This window comes from Microcystis aeruginosa NIES-843 (assembly GCF_000010625.1).
Lineage (GTDB): Bacteria > Cyanobacteriota > Cyanobacteriia > Cyanobacteriales > Microcystaceae > Microcystis > Microcystis aeruginosa.
In genome coordinates, this window is record NC_010296.1 from 2,387,028 (window position 1) to 2,402,783 (window position 15,756).

11 protein-coding genes, 1 tRNA gene and 5 pseudogenes are annotated in these 15,756 nt (G+C 44.0%); 10 read left to right on the forward strand and 7 right to left on the reverse strand.

Features of this window, described 5'->3' with window-relative positions; all coding sequences use genetic code 11:
- The first annotated feature begins 18 nt into the window (after positions 1-18).
- Entirely contained in the window at positions 19-1,068 is a 1,050-nt protein-coding gene (locus tag MAE_RS11530) for an AI-2E family transporter (protein ID WP_012265731.1), read from the forward strand.
- 1 nt (position 1,069) lies between these two features.
- Here the strand turns inward: MAE_RS11530 and MAE_RS11535 are convergent.
- Positions 1,070-1,142 (reverse strand) — tRNA-Gln (locus MAE_RS11535).
- Between the two features lie 859 nt (positions 1,143-2,001).
- Complete coding sequence (locus MAE_RS33785) at positions 2,002-2,154, reverse strand: hypothetical protein (RefSeq protein ID WP_162467761.1); 153 nt, start codon at positions 2,152-2,154, stop codon at positions 2,002-2,004.
- A 55-nt stretch (positions 2,155-2,209) separates the two neighbouring features.
- Here MAE_RS33785 and MAE_RS11540 point away from each other — a divergent pair, with 55 nt between their 5' ends.
- Entirely contained in the window at positions 2,210-2,395 is a 186-nt protein-coding gene (locus MAE_RS11540; protein WP_002799168.1) for a hypothetical protein, read from the forward strand.
- On the opposite strand, the gene ctpC is transcribed toward MAE_RS11540, so the two are convergent.
- Positions 2,385-3,677, reverse strand: coding sequence for a carboxyl-terminal processing protease CtpC (gene ctpC, locus MAE_RS11545; protein ID WP_012265732.1), 1,293 nt, complete (start codon positions 3,675-3,677; stop codon positions 2,385-2,387). The two genes, MAE_RS11540 and ctpC, sit on opposite strands and share 11 nt — an antisense overlap.
- A gap of 245 nt (positions 3,678-3,922) precedes the next feature.
- Between ctpC and MAE_RS11550 the strand changes: the two genes are divergently transcribed.
- From MAE_RS11550 to MAE_RS11575, 6 genes and pseudogenes are all read left to right on the forward strand, one after another.
- Positions 3,923-4,744: a cell division protein FtsQ/DivIB gene (locus tag MAE_RS11550; protein ID WP_012265733.1), complete on the forward strand. Its 822-nt coding sequence runs from the start codon at positions 3,923-3,925 to the stop codon at positions 4,742-4,744.
- Positions 4,745-4,936: 192 nt separating this feature from the next.
- Positions 4,937-6,184, forward strand: a complete 1,248-nt coding sequence (gene ftsZ, locus MAE_RS11555; RefSeq protein ID WP_012265734.1) for a cell division protein FtsZ — start codon at positions 4,937-4,939, stop codon at positions 6,182-6,184.
- A gap of 6 nt (positions 6,185-6,190) precedes the next feature.
- Complete coding sequence (gene thiD, locus MAE_RS11560; protein WP_012265735.1) at positions 6,191-6,991, forward strand: bifunctional hydroxymethylpyrimidine kinase/phosphomethylpyrimidine kinase; 801 nt, start codon at positions 6,191-6,193, stop codon at positions 6,989-6,991.
- A 102-nt stretch (positions 6,992-7,093) separates the two neighbouring features.
- Positions 7,094-8,282: pseudogene (locus MAE_RS11565) on the forward strand (RNA-guided endonuclease InsQ/TnpB family protein).
- Between the two features lie 590 nt (positions 8,283-8,872).
- Positions 8,873-9,994 carry a hypothetical protein gene (locus MAE_RS11570; RefSeq protein ID WP_193763621.1) on the forward strand — a complete coding sequence of 374 codons (1,122 nt, stop codon included), beginning with the start codon at positions 8,873-8,875 and terminating at the stop codon, positions 9,992-9,994.
- Positions 9,987-10,805: a caspase family protein gene (locus MAE_RS11575; RefSeq protein WP_012265739.1), complete on the forward strand. Its 819-nt coding sequence runs from the start codon at positions 9,987-9,989 to the stop codon at positions 10,803-10,805. Before MAE_RS11570 ends, MAE_RS11575 begins: the two co-directional genes overlap by 8 nt.
- A 193-nt stretch (positions 10,806-10,998) precedes the next feature.
- Here MAE_RS11575 and MAE_RS11580 read toward each other — a convergent pair.
- Positions 10,999-11,796, reverse strand: a pseudogene (locus tag MAE_RS11580) (IS1634 family transposase); the annotation flags it as partial.
- Positions 11,797-11,939: 143 nt separating this feature from the next.
- Between MAE_RS11580 and MAE_RS29415 the strand changes: the two are divergent.
- A pseudogene (locus tag MAE_RS29415) lies at positions 11,940-12,595 on the forward strand (ISKra4 family transposase); the annotation flags it as partial.
- Between the two features lie 14 nt (positions 12,596-12,609).
- On the opposite strand, the gene MAE_RS11595 reads toward MAE_RS29415, so the two are convergent.
- Positions 12,610-13,767, reverse strand: coding sequence for an IS630-like element ISMae23 family transposase (locus MAE_RS11595; RefSeq protein ID WP_012264998.1), 1,158 nt, complete (start codon positions 13,765-13,767; stop codon positions 12,610-12,612).
- Positions 13,768-13,827: 60 nt separating this feature from the next.
- On the opposite strand from MAE_RS11595, the pseudogene MAE_RS11600 reads away from it, so the two are divergent.
- Positions 13,828-14,235, forward strand: a pseudogene (locus MAE_RS11600) (ISKra4 family transposase); the annotation flags it as partial.
- Positions 14,236-14,292: 57 nt separating this feature from the next.
- Here the strand turns inward: MAE_RS11600 and MAE_RS11605 are convergent.
- Positions 14,293-15,159 (reverse strand): annotated as a pseudogene (locus MAE_RS11605) (IS1634-like element ISMae10 family transposase); the annotation flags it as partial.
- Between the two features lie 173 nt (positions 15,160-15,332).
- Entirely contained in the window at positions 15,333-15,608 is a 276-nt protein-coding gene (locus MAE_RS11610; RefSeq protein ID WP_002737737.1) for a hypothetical protein, read from the reverse strand.
- Positions 15,609-15,756 lie beyond the last annotated feature (148 nt).

Here is a 15,756-nt window from a genome sequence, read left to right on the forward strand (position 1 = left end):
TTTTTCTCCTTACTCATCATGACTTTTGGCAGCAGCCTCGGTTTAGTTCTGTTAGTCTTTTGTCTGTTGATTCTCTGGCAGATTCGACAGATTCTCTTATTATTATTGATGGCGATTCTTCTGGCTCAGATTTTAAATTTGGCTGTGACTTGGTGGCAGCGTCATCACCTCAAGCGTTCCTACGCCCTAATTATCACTCTTTTTGGCTTCTTTATTGGTATTATCGGTATTTTTGTGGGGATTATACCCGCTTTAGTCCAACAATTTCGCCAATTATTTAGTTTATTACCCCAAGCTATAGAAAGACTCTGGGGACAAGTCCATAGTCTTGAGGATTATCTCGATCCTAGTCTGGCCAGTGTCTTACCGGACTTTAAAACACTGCTCGCTCAATTACAACCCCTGATTAACCAAATTGCTGGGCGGGGTTTAAGCATTTTTTACGGTACTTTCGGCATTATCCTCAGCTTACTGCTAATTGTTGCCCTGGGCTTGATGATTCTCGCCGATCCTGCCGCTTACTACCGTTGTTTTCTGCGTTTATTTCCTGCTTTCTACCGTTCTAGGGTACGATCGATCCTAGAACAGTGCGATCGAGATTTAAAAGCTTGGCTGAAAGGGATTTTCTGTCATATGTTGATTATGACCTTGGGCAGTTGCCTGGGTCTATCCCTGATCGGCATTCCCCTCGCTTTTTCCCAATCTATTCTCGCGGGATTTCTCACCTTTATCCCCAACCTCGGGCCAGTTTTAAGCACGATTTTACCCTTTTCTATCGCCCTTCTGGAAACTCCCTGGCAACCCTGGGCGGTTTTACTACTCTACAGCAGTATTTATCTGTTAATTCAATATTTCGACCGTCATTCACCGCTGCCCATTTTAACAGTGCGGTCGCTCAGGCTCTTACCCGCTTTTACCCTGTTAGCCCAGTTGTTTTTCGCCTCGATTTTTGGCTTTTTAGGGCTATTTCTGGCGGTTCCCCTGGCGCTTATCGGTCGTATTTGGCTAAAGGAAGCTTTGATCGAGGATATTCTCGATCATTGGCGGATTGGGGATAAAAAATCCTAAACTGGGGATCTAGGATTCGAACCTAGGAAATGGCGGGACCAAAACCCGCTGCCTTACCGCTTGGCTAATCCCCATTGGACAGACCTTTTTAATATTAGCATTTATCTCCCCGGTTTTGTCAAGAAGTTTATAAAAATTTTTTACTTAGGGTTTGCGGCAAAAAGTTTTTCGTGGGGGCAGGGTGTGGGGTGTGGGGTGTGGGGTGTGGGGTGTAGGGTGTGGGGTGTGGTGCGATTCGTTGGCTAGAAACTAGACAGTAAGACGTTTAGAGGATTAGCCGCTTGGTAAATGTAGTACCTTGATAACTTTATAACCCTACAGGTGCGGGTTAGTAATAACCTTAGTCCTGTCCTCTAGATGCCTAGAGTGACGGCATTTCCTGCTGCTTTAGACTTGGTACATCTGAGGTAGTGAGCGAGGAAAAAAAAGCGGTATCTGATAGCCTAAATCAGAAACCCGTTGAGCCAGAACCTATGGATAGCCCTGGGGCGAAGATACGAATTAACCATCGTCAACACCCACGAGCCAAAAGGCTGACAGGCTCGAAACAAAAGTTAACAGAGTTGGGGCTGATAGCTCATACCACTATCAGTAAGGCATTCCCGTTACTCTGTTGTGGACAGTATCATCCTAAGGGTTCAACCAATGGTTATAGGGAACGAAGTAACCCTGATTGACTCTGCCCGTTCGGGGCAGTAGGAAACCATCCGCAAGTCAATAGAGGGAGAGGATGTCCTTAAAAGCCAAGGCTTTGAGTAATATCAAAGATATGCTGACAAAGGACGGGTAACTAGGAAGTCTAAGCAACAATCAACGGTCATATACGCCCTAAAACCAACAATCTTGTCTGGTGGGGATACAGCCAAGAGGGTTGAATAGACAAGGAAATAATAATTCCCATTATTATTCTACTAATGACAGTAGCCTAGTTACTCAGGAGCCGGATACGGCGAAAGTCGTAAGTCCGGTTTTGAAGCAGGGGGTGGGAAGGCGACTTCCTGCTCTACTGTAACGGGTTTGGGGTGTGGGGTGTGGGGTTTGGGGTGTGGGGTGTGGGGTTTGGGGTGTGGGGTAGGGTTGATTCATGAATCAACCCTACTATGAATCAACCCTAGGGTTTGGGGTATAAGGAGAAAAATCTATGGATAATAGCCGACAAAACTGGTACATTGTCCAGGAAAATACGGGAATTTGTCAGATTATAGCCCTAGAAAACGGAAAAACCCCAGTCAATGGTCAATACTGGGGTCCTTTTGCCGAGCGGGGAGAAGCGATCGCCCGTCGGGTGGGTTTAATTCGAGCGGGCAAATGTCAACCTATTGTTTAGCGGTATTGGTGGGCGTTTTCTTGCCTTCAGTGATTTCTTTTTCCAAGATTTCAAAACCCTTCTTGAATTGAGGATCCTGGAAGGTTCCCACCTGCTCCCGTTCCTGTTGAAGATTTTTGCGATCTTCCTCGCTCAGTTCCGACTCCACATCCGGATGAATACCATCTTTATTGATGTCCCGTCCGTCGGGGGTAAGATACTTGGCAATTGTCACTGCTAATCCGGAACCGTCACTAAGACTGCGTACCGATTGCACTAATCCCTTACCAAAGGTTTTCGTACCGACAATAACCGCCCGATCATGATCCTGTAAAGCTCCGGAGAGAATTTCACTGGCACTAGCGGAACCACCATCGACGAGAACAACTAGAGGTTTATTAGTCAAAGCTTGATTGTTGGCCCGTTGACGTTCCGTCACCCCTTTGCGATCGACCGTAGAGACAATTAAACCATCGGGTATCCACATCCGAGCGATTTCGATGCTGGCGTAGAGTAAACCGCCGGGGTTAGAACGCAGATCGAGAATATAACCCTTCACCTGTTCAGCTTCCAATTCGCGAATCGCTTGACTCATATCGCCACTAGCTTGGGCGCTAAATTGATTGAGACGGATATAACCGATTTTACCGATCGGGGTGTTTTCCGTGCGGGCCCGCACTGGGTGAATTTCAATTTTCGCCCGGGTAAGAGTCAATTCTTTCTTCTCCTCACCCCGTTGAATGGTGATCTTAACACTTGTCCCCACTTTGCCGCGGATCATGCTCACCGCTTGCTCCAGTTCCATACCTTCGGTAGATTTACCATCGATAGAGATAATCACATCTTTGGGCAGCACACCAGCTTTAGAAGCGGGAGTATCTTCAATGGGTGAAACCACGACTAACTGCTTAGTTTTCTCATCTTTGGTCAGTTGAATCCCTACCCCGGTCAATTCTCCCGATGTATCGATCTTCATATTGTTAAACTCTTTGGGATCCATAAAACGGGTATAGGGATCATTGAGAGTTTTCAACATCTCGCGGATAGCGGTGTATGCTTCCTCTTGATTTTTGTAGGAACGATTTAAATACTGATTGCGGATGGCGTTCCAGTCCGATTGATTAAAAGTGCCATCTAAATAAGTGCGGTTGATGATTTGCCAAACCTCATCAACGGTTTCCTTGGGACTTTCCTGAAAAAAAGCTTGACTTTGGGAGAGACGGAATCCCGCCCCCGTGACGGCGACGGTAGACAGGACCACTGCTGTAGCACCGAGAACAAGTCCGCGTTTGTTGATAACCATAGGTAATTTTCGGATAAATTAGGCTGTTCTTGCCAGAACGCTCTTTCTGGCTGACCGTCGAAATATCTTGGCAAAAAGGAGCGTTTAGGTTTCCTGGAGACAGACAAAAGAACGCCTGTAGACTACTACTGTTATAACATTTATTATCTCTTTCTTTGTCAAACTGGTTATTTGAGTAGCGATCGAGTTGCCAGCAGCCCACCTTGCGACCTAAGATAACAGCAAAACTGCCCGAGATTTTCCCTATGAGTGATCAAATCCTTTCTTCCCTCTCCCTGGAACAAAAACGACAAAACCTGCGCCACCAAAGGCGATCGAAGGTGTGGCAAGCCTTGGGTCGCTTTCTGGTGGTTAGTGGTTTAGCGACGGGATTAGCTTGGGGGATGACTTCGCCCTATTGGACAATTACCAAGGCCGGACAGGTGGAAATCGCAGGCACGGAATTAATGTCGTCCGAGTCGATTCGTGCTTGGCTAAAATTAAGCTATCCTCTGTCTCTCTGGGAATTACCTACCCATCAATTGCGAGAAAAATTAGCAGCTATTCCCGCTATTGCCGACGTTAAGATCGAGCGGCAATTATTACCCCCGAAAGTGATTGTTTCTATTCAAGAAAGAAAACCTGTTGCCCGTTGGCGTTCTCATCAACAGCAAGGTTTTTTAGATGCCACCGGAACGATAATTCCTCAAAACTATTATGGTCGAACTCTGCCCAAAACCCAATTACCTAGCCTAGAAGTGCTTGGTTACGACCGACAATATCAACAACAGTGGCAAAAAATTTATCCCTTAGTTGATAACTTATCGATTAAAGTTACCGCCATCGATTGGCGCAATCCTAGTAATCTTGTACTAAAAACTGAACTGGGACAGGTCTATTTAGGTTTTTATAAAGATAGATTGCCCGAAAAATTAACCGCTCTCGTACAATCGCGGCAATTGTCATCCAAGATACCTCTAGCGCGAATTCTCTACATTGACCTGAGCAATCCCGATGCTCCCACTGTACAATTAAAACCGCAGCCAGCCCCTATCGTTGCCAAAGTAACGGCAACTGGTAGGGATTAACTGGAATTGATCAGCAAATAACCGCAATTATTCCCTTTATGTATTGCCAAAAACCCCAAATTATGATTTTCTGAACCAGAAACTGATAATGTAGATACTGGAACCGACATAATATTAGTGATAGTGTTAACATTGCATCTCTAATTCATCAAATCAATAACAGAATCTTGTACTAAGAGTGTTCCAATTCCAATGACATCGATTAATGAAATCGTTCCTACCTATCCCAATCTGAACAGTAACGATTATACCAGTTCAGCTATGAGCGAAGATAATCATTACTCTCAGAATAATGCTGGAGTATTATTTACTCGTCCCCATGAATCACAGATGACACCCCGAGAAGAAAGTCGTAGTAATCGCATCGTGCCGAGCAATGTCGCCAAGATCAAGGTGATCGGGGTCGGCGGTGGGGGCTGTAACGCCGTTAACCGCATGATCGCCAGCGGCGTGACCGGAATCGAATTTTGGGCAATTAACACCGATGCCCAGGCCCTGGCCCACTCCTCCGCCCCCCAGAGGTTACAAATCGGGACAAAATTAACCCGCGGCCTAGGGGCGGGCGGCAATCCGGCGATCGGACAGAAAGCGGCGGAAGAGTCCAGGGATGAAATCGCCCAAGCATTGGAAGGAACCGATCTAGTCTTTATTACCGCTGGGATGGGCGGCGGCACGGGAACGGGGGCCGCTCCAATTGTGGCCGAAATTGCCAAAGAAATCGGCTGTTTGACCGTGGGAGTTGTGACTCGTCCCTTTACCTTCGAGGGTCGTCGTCGCACTAATCAGGCCGATGAAGGGGTGGGTGGTTTACAAAGTCGGGTCGATACCCTGATTATTATCCCCAATAACCAGTTATTACAGGTAATACCCGCCGACACTCCCCTACAGGAGGCTTTTCGCGTCGCTGATGATGTGCTGCGACAAGGGGTACAGGGGATCTCGGACATTATCACTATCCCCGGTCTGGTGAATGTGGATTTCGCCGATGTGCGGGCAGTGATGGCCGATGCGGGTTCGGCCCTAATGGGCATCGGCATCGGTTCCGGAAAATCTCGGGCGAAGGAAGGAGCGATCGCTGCTATTTCCTCGCCGTTACTGGAATCCTCGATCGAAGGTGCGAAAGGCGTAGTCTTTAACATCACTGGTGGTCAAGATCTAACCCTACACGAAGTCAATGCCGCCGCCGAAATTATCTATGAAGTGGTGGATCCCAACGCTAATATCATCTTCGGGGCAGTAATTGACGAGAAAATGCAGGGAGAAGTCAGAATTACCGTCATTGCCACCGGTTTTTCCGGCGATTCCCCCTCTCGTCCCACCAGTAGCAAGGTGGTGATCAATGCCCCCGCACCCAGTCCGGCCCCGACTCCCGAACCACCAAAACCGGCGGGATTAGATATCCCCGAATTTCTGCAACGTCGTCGTCCTTTTGATCGCTAACCTCCTATGACTGCCATTGCCCTCACCATCGCCGGTTCCGATAGTGGTGGCGGCGCGGGAATTCAAGCTGATTTGAAAACCTTCGCCTTCCACCGAGTTCACGGCACCAGCGCCCTTACCTGCGTTACCGCCCAAAATACCCTGGGGGTCGAGCGCGTCGAGTCCTTAAGTCCAGAAATGGTAACGGCCCAAATCGATGCCGTGGTCAGGGATTTCGGTGTGCAAGCGGTCAAGACGGGAATGCTGTTTAGCAGCGAGATTATCGAAGCAGTGGCCGAGGCGATCGAGCGCTGGCGTTTAATCAGTTTAGTGGTGGATCCGGTCATGGTTTCGCGGGTAGGAGCCAAATTAATTGATGATCGGGCTATAGATAGTCTTTTTGATAGTTTAATTCCCCTAGCTTCGATTGTTACCCCTAATCGTTACGAAGCACAGCTTTTAAGTGGCATTGAGATCAATGATTTTGAGACGATGAAAGCGGCCGCCGAAATTATTTTCCAGAAGTCGGCCACACCCGTATTAGTGAAGGGGGGAGGCATGAAAGGCCGGCTGCGCGGGGTTGATATCTGCTTTGATGGGGAGGAATGGGAAACTTTTAAGACCAGAAGCGTCGAAACCAATAACACTCACGGGACTGGTTGTACTCTATCGGCAGCGATCGCTGCTAACCTCGCTTTGGGGGATGACCTGAAAATAGCGGTGAAAAAAGCCAAGGATTACGTTACTAACGCCCTTGAGCATTCCCTCGCTATCGGTCAAGGAACCGGTCCTGTGGGCCATTTTTACCGCTTAAAAGCCCTAAATTAGTCAATTCATCGAAAATTTTGGGTCTGAAACCCCGTCGTTCTACGACGGCTTTACTGTTAAATATGAGCATCGTTTACGAAATATATGCTAGTGTGAAAGGACATGGAAAAAGCCTATTCGTTTCGATTTTACCCCACACCCGAACAAGAGTCGCTATTGCGGCGCACTTTGGGCTGTGTAAGATTGGTTTACAATAAAGCTCTCCATCTCAGAACACAAGCTTGGTACGAAAAGCAAGAAAGAGTAGGCTACGATCAAACTTCTTCAGTGTTGACCGATTGGAAAAAACAAGAAGAATTAGACTTTTTAAACGAAGTTAGCTGTGTACCTTTACAACAAGGGTTAAGACATTTACAAACAGCTTTTACTAACTTCTTTGCTGGTCGGACTAAGTATCCTAACTTTAAGAAAAAACATCAAGGAGGAAGTGCCGAATTTACCAAATCAGCCTTTAAATTTAAAGACAAACAAATCTATTTAGCCAAATGCACAGAACCTTTACCTATTCGATGGTCAAGACAAATACCAGAAGCTTGTGACCCAAGTACAGTAACAGTCAGATTACATCCTTCTGGACGTTGGCATATCTCAATTAGATTTGATGACCCAACGATTAAGCCATTACCAGTAACAGATAAAGCCATCGGAATTGACTTAGGAATTAGTAGCCTCGTGATTACCAGCGATGGCGATAAAGTGTCTAATCCCAAGCATTTTAACAAGCATTATCGGAGACTGCGAAAAGCACAAAAAAATCTTTCTAGAAAACAGAAAGGGTCAAAAAATCGGGAAAAAGCGAGAATCAAAGTAGCCAGGATTCACGCTCGAATCACCGATAACAGAAAAGACCATTTACACAAGCTAACCACTCAATTAGTTCGTGAAAACCAAACGATTGTGGTTGAGAATTTAGCTGTCAAGAATATGGTCAAAAACCCGAAATTATCTCAGGCAATATCTGATGTTAGCTGGGGAGAAATAACCCGACAATTAGCCTATAAATGCCGTTGGTATGGGAGAAACTACATCGAAATAGATAGATGGTTTCCTAGCTCTAAAAGGTGTAGTAATTGCGGGTATATTGCCCTTGAAAATGCCGTTAAATGTTCGAGAATGGGACTGTCCAGACTGTGGGACTCACCATGACCGAGATATTAACGCCAGTAAAAATATTTTGGCCGCAGGGCTTGCGGTGTCAGTCTGTAGAGCGACCATAAGACCAGAACAGAGTAAATCTGTTAAGGCAGGTGCGGAACCCCGCAAGGGAAAGAAGCAGAAACCCAAATCGTGAGGTTTGGGAATCGCCGTCCGTTTTACGGCGGCGAGGATGTCAAAGTTTATCAGTTAAGGCTATTTGAATTGCCGGTCATCACCGTCCGGCCCCGGCGGCGAGGATGTCAATTGGGTCGATTTCTCCACCAGAAAACCTTTTAGTCTTGAGATAATATTGGGTAGGGGTCTGATGGTCTCCGTATCCAATCGGTAGGTCGATGGTCAGGTGGGGACGTGAAGACCTTGTTTTGAGTCAGAGGATAGAGAAGAGTGAAGAAATTGAGTATCTTGAGTGAAGAAATGAGTCGGTTTGATGGGGTAAGTCGATGAGACAATGGGATTGGAACCTAGTTTTTATCCACGGTACTGGGGTACGAGAACCTGCCTATAGCAAAACTGGGAGCATCTCACCTTTGCAATGAGCATAAATACTTAGTGGAAAAATAGGCTTTTCGAGGGTAATTCTTGTTTTAATTCTCCATGTACGCAGTCTTTAAAAGCCTCTATTTCGTTCCAAGACACGATTAAGAGTGGCTTTTAGGCTAAGTATAATTACTTATCGCGTAAGTGAGATGCTCCCGCAAAACTTTTAGTATCATTATCCGAAAATTGAAAGAACGCAATGAAAATTTGCGTTTTCAAAAGTGTTACTGGGGTGGTTCCCTCGGCACAACGTTAAATGCTGGGGGACTATCTATTCCAGTGTCGGATCAAAAAAAAGCCTCAGAAACCGATTTAACTGATGAAGACTACGTTCTGGGTTTATGGGAGTTACTATATCAGGATCCACTCATCGAACTGCAAATCCTAACCATAAGTTCCGAGGACAAAGGGGCTGTTTTTGGGGAAAAGCTAGGCGAGGATTTGGATAATCGGGTTCGAGCCTTAAATCCATCCTCTAATCTGCAAGAAATGCTCGATCAGGCTGGCATTGGCCAGTTTTTTAGTCAATCCCAATCCATTATCGTCAACGAAAGCGATTATCAAAAAGCGATCGAATCCGCCACGGAACCATTAGGAGAATACCGCATAGCGATCGCCCGTGCGCTGGTAGCCCAGAGTGCTATTTTGGTAAGGGATAACTATGGCGAATTCGCCTTATCGGTTAATGGGGGATTACGAGATCAAATTGTCGAGCAAATAGCGGCGGAATTAGGGGGTACGGAAAAAGGAGTTTTGTCCGGCATAAAAGAGATGATTTCTGGTACGATCAGGCGTATTATTCAGAATAATCTCCAAAGAAAGCGAAATGGATTCACGGAAGAATATAGTGGCACTTTGGGAGATATTTTGATGTATCAAGCAAGGGGACAAAAGCTTAGAGACTTTGTTCGCACAACCGTTGAACGTCTGGAATATCCCACCGTATTAATCGCCCATAGTTTGGGTGGTATTATTGCCGTCGATTTGCTATTAGAACAACAATTACCACAAGTGGCTTTGTTGGTGACGATCGGTTCTCAATCTCCTATTCTTTATGAACTGAATGCTTTGGTGGGGATGGAATATAATCCCAATGCCAAGCTGCCGGATACTTTCCCCGATTGGTTAAATATTTATGATCGCAACGATTTCCTCAGTTATGTGGATGAGAAAATATTCCCTGGAAAGATAGAAGATGTGGAAATCGACAGTAAACAACCGTTCCCCGAGTCTCACGGTGCATATTGGAATAATGACAAGGTTTGGGATGCCGTTTGGCAGAAGATGGAGAAGATAGTTAATGGCTGAACCATCGACAACGCAAGCTATTCTGGTCGGCATTGAAAGGTATGCCGATTCTAATGCTATTCCGGATTTGAACGGTCCGGTCAATGATGTTTATCGGTTCTGTCAATGGTTACGATATCGCAATGTGCCTCCTGAAAATATTTCGGTTTTCGCATCTCCACTCGATCGCAATACTGGAATCGTTGACGAGATTACCAGTCTGATCAACAGTAAACCCTTAGAAGCGACCAAAGATATAGTCAATAAAGCTCTGCGCGAGGAAGCGAGAAAAAAAACAGCAAGCTTGTTTTTCTTGTTTTGGTCGGGACACGGTTGGATCGTCCCTCAAGGCGATCGTCGATTGATTTATGCCGATGCGACAATTGAGGACTTGAAGAACCTTAATTTAACTGCCCAGCTTAATGCTATGCAGACCGATTTATATAAAAATTTACCTCAGCAGTTACTAATCTTCGATGCTTGCGCTAATTCCCAATTATTAAAGATAACTCCACCTGACGATCTTCCCCCTATCGGTAAACATTTGCCAAGTCAACAACAAATGGTCATGCTGGCGGCTAATCCGGGAGAATATGCGATTAATAAAGGCGACGAACAAACGGGTATATTTTCACGAGAACTATTAAATGAATTGAACTCATTAAAAGATACAGAGGTTTGGCCTCCAGATCTGGAGTCAGTTATGCAGTCCGTGCAGAAAAAGTTCATCAAACTGCGAGAAGATAAACAAACCAGGCAAACTCCTTCATATCTTTTATCCCACATTCCGCACCCTAAGTGTCACAACGTCTCAAAAGAGGAAGGGGCGTGAGTCAAAATACTTATCTAGAGGAGTGAGTTGGCGGCAAGCTGCCGGCAACTAAGCCGAAAATTTCAGAGTTCCCCCGGTCATTCTCAATAAACAGTGCTTGTTGAGAATGACTAGGCAATCAGACTTAACATCTAGGGGGAGATGTTCCAGTTGCTCGCTTTGTTTTGTCACCCCTTGAAGTCAATCCATCTGGTCAAGATAAGAGATAATATTCCTGGCAAGGTTTGGGGAAAAATCTCAAAATGTTGCGCCTCTCATCCGTTAAGTTGCTAATCTTTTGATTGTCTTGAATACGGACGAGATGAATCCCTTGAAAGCCCTGAAATATCCAGCGTAACGTCGGTCGGTCAGTTAACTTACCCAACTGATTTTTCAGTCCCGTCTCCTGCTGTTTTAAACTTAAACGAAGTTGTCTTTGACCAATAGTATAAACCAGCAGGCACAAGCCCATGAGCATGGCCATGACCTCGATTCTATGGGGAGATTTGAGAAAGACACTGTCAGCAAAAAAGCAGGGGTCTTTGAGAAAAGAAAATCCTCTTTCTGGAGCTTGTTGCCCCTTATATTTTTTGAGTATATCCTCACTGCTCAATCGTTTTTTCTCCAAATCGTTAGTTGCTAAAACGAATCGTCCTGCTCGTTTCTTTAGCCTCTCAATCGCTGCCAAATTCAACTCTAATTCGGCTTGAACTTGATAGCTTTGAGAGGGTAAATCGTCTTTTGATTTGAGTTTTGACCCCTGGGACTCAGGCGGAATGAGATTGACTTTAATCTCCGTTAACTGATGAGATTTTAAGGAGTCAGATAATCCTTTGGCTATCGCCAACGCCACCGCTCTATTCTCAAATTCTCTTCGGGATAGTTGCCGGATTTTTTCTTGGGCAGAATTCTTTTCCTGCTCGATTTTTTTCTCTAATTTTTTCAAGTCTGATTCTTGTCTAGCTTGACTTTCAACTAGCAACCATCTTTGTTCTATACCCCCATAGTTAGAGGGAGCATCTCACTTATGCAATGAGTATTAATGCTTATAGCCGTCAACAACTAGAAAATCTTCAACTTGATCACAAAGAGAAATGAGATTATAATAGTTATAGCTTACAATTCAGAATATGGCTCGATAGGAGGAATAATTCAATGTTATCAGAAAATGAAAAAAGAATTAAAGAGTTATGTCAAGAGTTAGGGCAATGTCTCTATGAGCAATCCCCAATTAAGAAATTTAATAACTTGGGAGAGATAGAGGAGACAGTCAGAGATTTAATGATTCATTATGTCAACCCAGAAATCGGTATTTTTTTGTCAAAACAAGCACAGAAGAAACCGCCGGTCGGACGAGAAAAGTGAAAAGTATTTTGGGGGAATTACCAATTACAGAAAAACAAGCGAAGAAGTTAGAAGTAAAGCCTCGGACTCAGATGAGTCCAATGTTAGAGAAGAACTGTTTGTTATTAAGTGGCGATGAATCCTACGAGAAATCGGCGCAGAAAATCAAATCATTGACAGGGATTGCTGTTTCTCACAGTACCCAACAACGCCTCGTGCATCGCTATGCTTTTGAAGAATTACCGTCTAACCCAGAAGTCGAAGTGGAAGAAATGAGCATAGATGGCGGTAAGGTACGACTAAGAACTGCCAAGGGAAAAGCCTTGATTTGGCGTGATTATAAAGCAGTGAGTTTTCATCAACTGGGGGTAGCGGCCTTTTTTCAAGATAACTCGGCTTTATTAGATTTGGTTAATTCTCAAGTTTTGGCTGAACCTTTAATTTGTTTAGGAGATGGACATGATGGTAAGCTTTTACGCATTTAAGTTACATTGACAGCATTACCCTTATTTTTAAGTTTTCTACTCCATTTAATAATCAATCCCCCTTCATTTAAAAGCTGATTGACTACTTTTTCCAGTTCTTCTTTATTTTCAAATTCTCGATTAGCTATGTACTCTTTAGCGGAATGCCACACTAATTCTATTAGGTTGTAATCTGGACTATAAGCTGGTAAAAACTCTAGCCTAATATTGGGCAACTCTTTTTCCACCTGCTCAATAACATCTTTCTTTTTGTGATAACTAGCATTGTCTAATATGATGATAATTTTCGGTCCTTTTTCTCGAAAATCTTCGGGCAGATTTCCCAAGTTTATCCATTCTTGACGAATCTCTTCATGAAGTTTCTTTAATTGTTCATGGAAAGTTTCTGAATTTCCTTTTTTGATCATAAAACAGACTCGTTTTTTGTCATTATATCTTAAGGCTCCCATCACATTCACCCTTCCTCTTTTTCTTTGTCCATTCACTTTTTTTCGCTTTCCTTTTTTTGTCCAAGCTCTCCTTCTTATTACTCTCAAACTAAATCCACACTCATGAGGGGCTGTGTGGCGAACCTGCGTCGCCACCTTGAAAGCCCCGTCCCAAAACCATACCTGGATTGACTCTGGCTTTTCTTTAGCCAACCTTAAATATTCATCTAATTTTTCTTTAAATGCTTTTCTTAATTTCTTGTCTTGCTTATCTTCTAGACTATATTTCGCCCAGATATACACATACTTTTTTCTTCTCAATATTCTTCTCACTTGCGAGCCACTCAGTTTAATTCTTGTTTCCTTTTCTAGATGCTCTGCTAATCTTGCCGCTGTCCATCTCCCGAATTCATATCCAAATTCCTTCGGGTCTTCATCAACTATTTTTAATAGTAAATTAATATATTCCTCTGTGGCTTTTTTATGATTTCCATTTTTTCTCCCATCTTCTAGACTTTCTAAATTGTTAGGATCACCGTGAACACACCAAGGGGCGACCGTTTTGAGTGAACAGCCAATAAAGTCAGCTATTTCTCGTTGAGTTTTTCCGTCGTTTAGCAAGAGAAACATTAAAATTCTTTCCCTAACCTCTGCTCTTTCTTCTTCTTTAAGAGCTTTTTGTAAGTTTTTCTTTTCTTCTAAGTCTAGGAAATCTTTTGCTGGCATAAGTAGGATTTTTCTAAAATTACTATTTCTATTTTAGGTGGTTTAAGTGCGTTTTAGCTTATCTGGAATTTATTTGGTCAGATAGGAGAGAAACAGGAAAGAATTGAAATATTGGATTGGTATCATTTAATCGAAAACCTCTATAAAGTTGGCGGGTCATTCCAGCGGATTGATGAGGTAAAATGTTTTCTATGGAAGGGGGAAGTGGATGCTGCTATCTCCTGTTTTGAGGGATGGTCAGAGCCGCAAGTGGAGAATTTTATTATTTATTTGAACAAGCATAAACATCGAATTGTCAATTATGGTTATTTGCAGGCAGAGGGCATTTCGATTGGCTCTGGCTCTGTTGAATCAAAAATTAAACAAATTGCTCATCGTCTTAAAATTACTGGTGCAAGTTGGGAATCTGGTAATGTACCGCAAGTCCTTCGTCATCGCTGTGCTTATCTAAATGGTTGCCTTTTTTAACTTTTTTATTGATCTCATTAAGCATTTCTACTTATTGCAAAGGTGAGATGCTCCCTAGTTAGAGCTTGTTTCCCGCCAGGAATAACCCGGTATTTCTGAATCGGTTAACTCTTTTTCTGAGATGCTATCGACTAACTCTTGAGCCTCTTTAATGCTTAATGGTACTCGAGACAACCAACGCATTTCTTTCATTAGTTTTAAATTCTCTTTGCTATAGAGGGCGCTATCGCCGACTATTAAACTGTCAAAGTCAACTTGTTTTTTAAATTCTCGGGCGATTTGACCAAAAACCGCTTTGTCCGCTTCATTTCCGTCCCCTACTTTCAGGAATAAAGGTACATCTCCATCCCCACTTACGATTAAGTCAATCATAAATTGTTTTAAGTCAGGTCTTCGGTCGCGGGAGTATCCGTAGGTAATTTTTATTGGCTGTTGTCTGGTTTCAATTTCTTCTCCCACTGCTCCTGATTTCAGGATTTCTACTGTTGGGTATTCCTTTTTATATTCTCCTTCTACTGATAGAGAAGTCGAATCTAAATGGGAGTTCTCGGTTGCTACACCAAATTTTTTCACGGCGGCTAAACTGATGAGTAGGAAAATGACCGAAACATTAAGTTGATAAAGTTTGTCCATTACTCGACCAATTTTATCATCATTCAAGTGCTTGGGTTCGATGCCCTCTCCCAGCAGATGTTCGGTTGCTTTATCTTCAAAAAATTGAGGAAATAAATACAAGGCTCGGGAGACAAATCCCAATCCATTCAGGATAATTGCTTTCACTACTTGCCCCGCTGTGACAATTTCTCCTCGCTCAATTGAGACTTGTTCGTTGATAATTTCAACGATTCCTATTTCATCGATAATTCCGGCTACTAATCCCAGATGGTCTAGATTTTTGACTTCAATTTCTGTTGATTGATTCATGGTCGAACAGCCCACTGCCTAAGTTTTCCAACAATTCCTATTTTTTCATAATTAGGGGTCTCAAGCTCCCCCTAACGGCCACCGAGAAAACCTTCACCAGCTAGGTATTTTTACTCAAGTCTCTGGAGGGGGACAGCTTATGTGACAGTTGAGGGTGCGGAATGTGGGTTGCATCATGGCTTTGTTCTCAGGCTCCTTGCGCCAAAGTGATCAACGGCTGAATGCCCAATGCGAACAAACCATGTCTGAGTATCAGGCACTCGTGCAGAAAGTTGCTTCGCTGCGCTTACCAAATCATCCGCTACTTCAAAAGCCCCTGTCTCAATATCGATCGCCACAATTCTCCCCTGATTTCCCTCCTCGACTTGGGGACGCACCTGAGATTGATAAATCTCATTACCACGTCGAGCAAATTCTTCTTTACTGTAGCGGGGTTGTCGAACTGTCATTGAAGCGACCCTGTGGCAACTTTTGCCCCTCTATTTTAACCAAACATTGGGAATCTTCCCTAACATTCCTCAACCGGGCCCACCAGAGCGGCATCGCACTTAAATTCACAGCTTTAATACATGGGCATGGTGCGTTCCCAAAAATCGC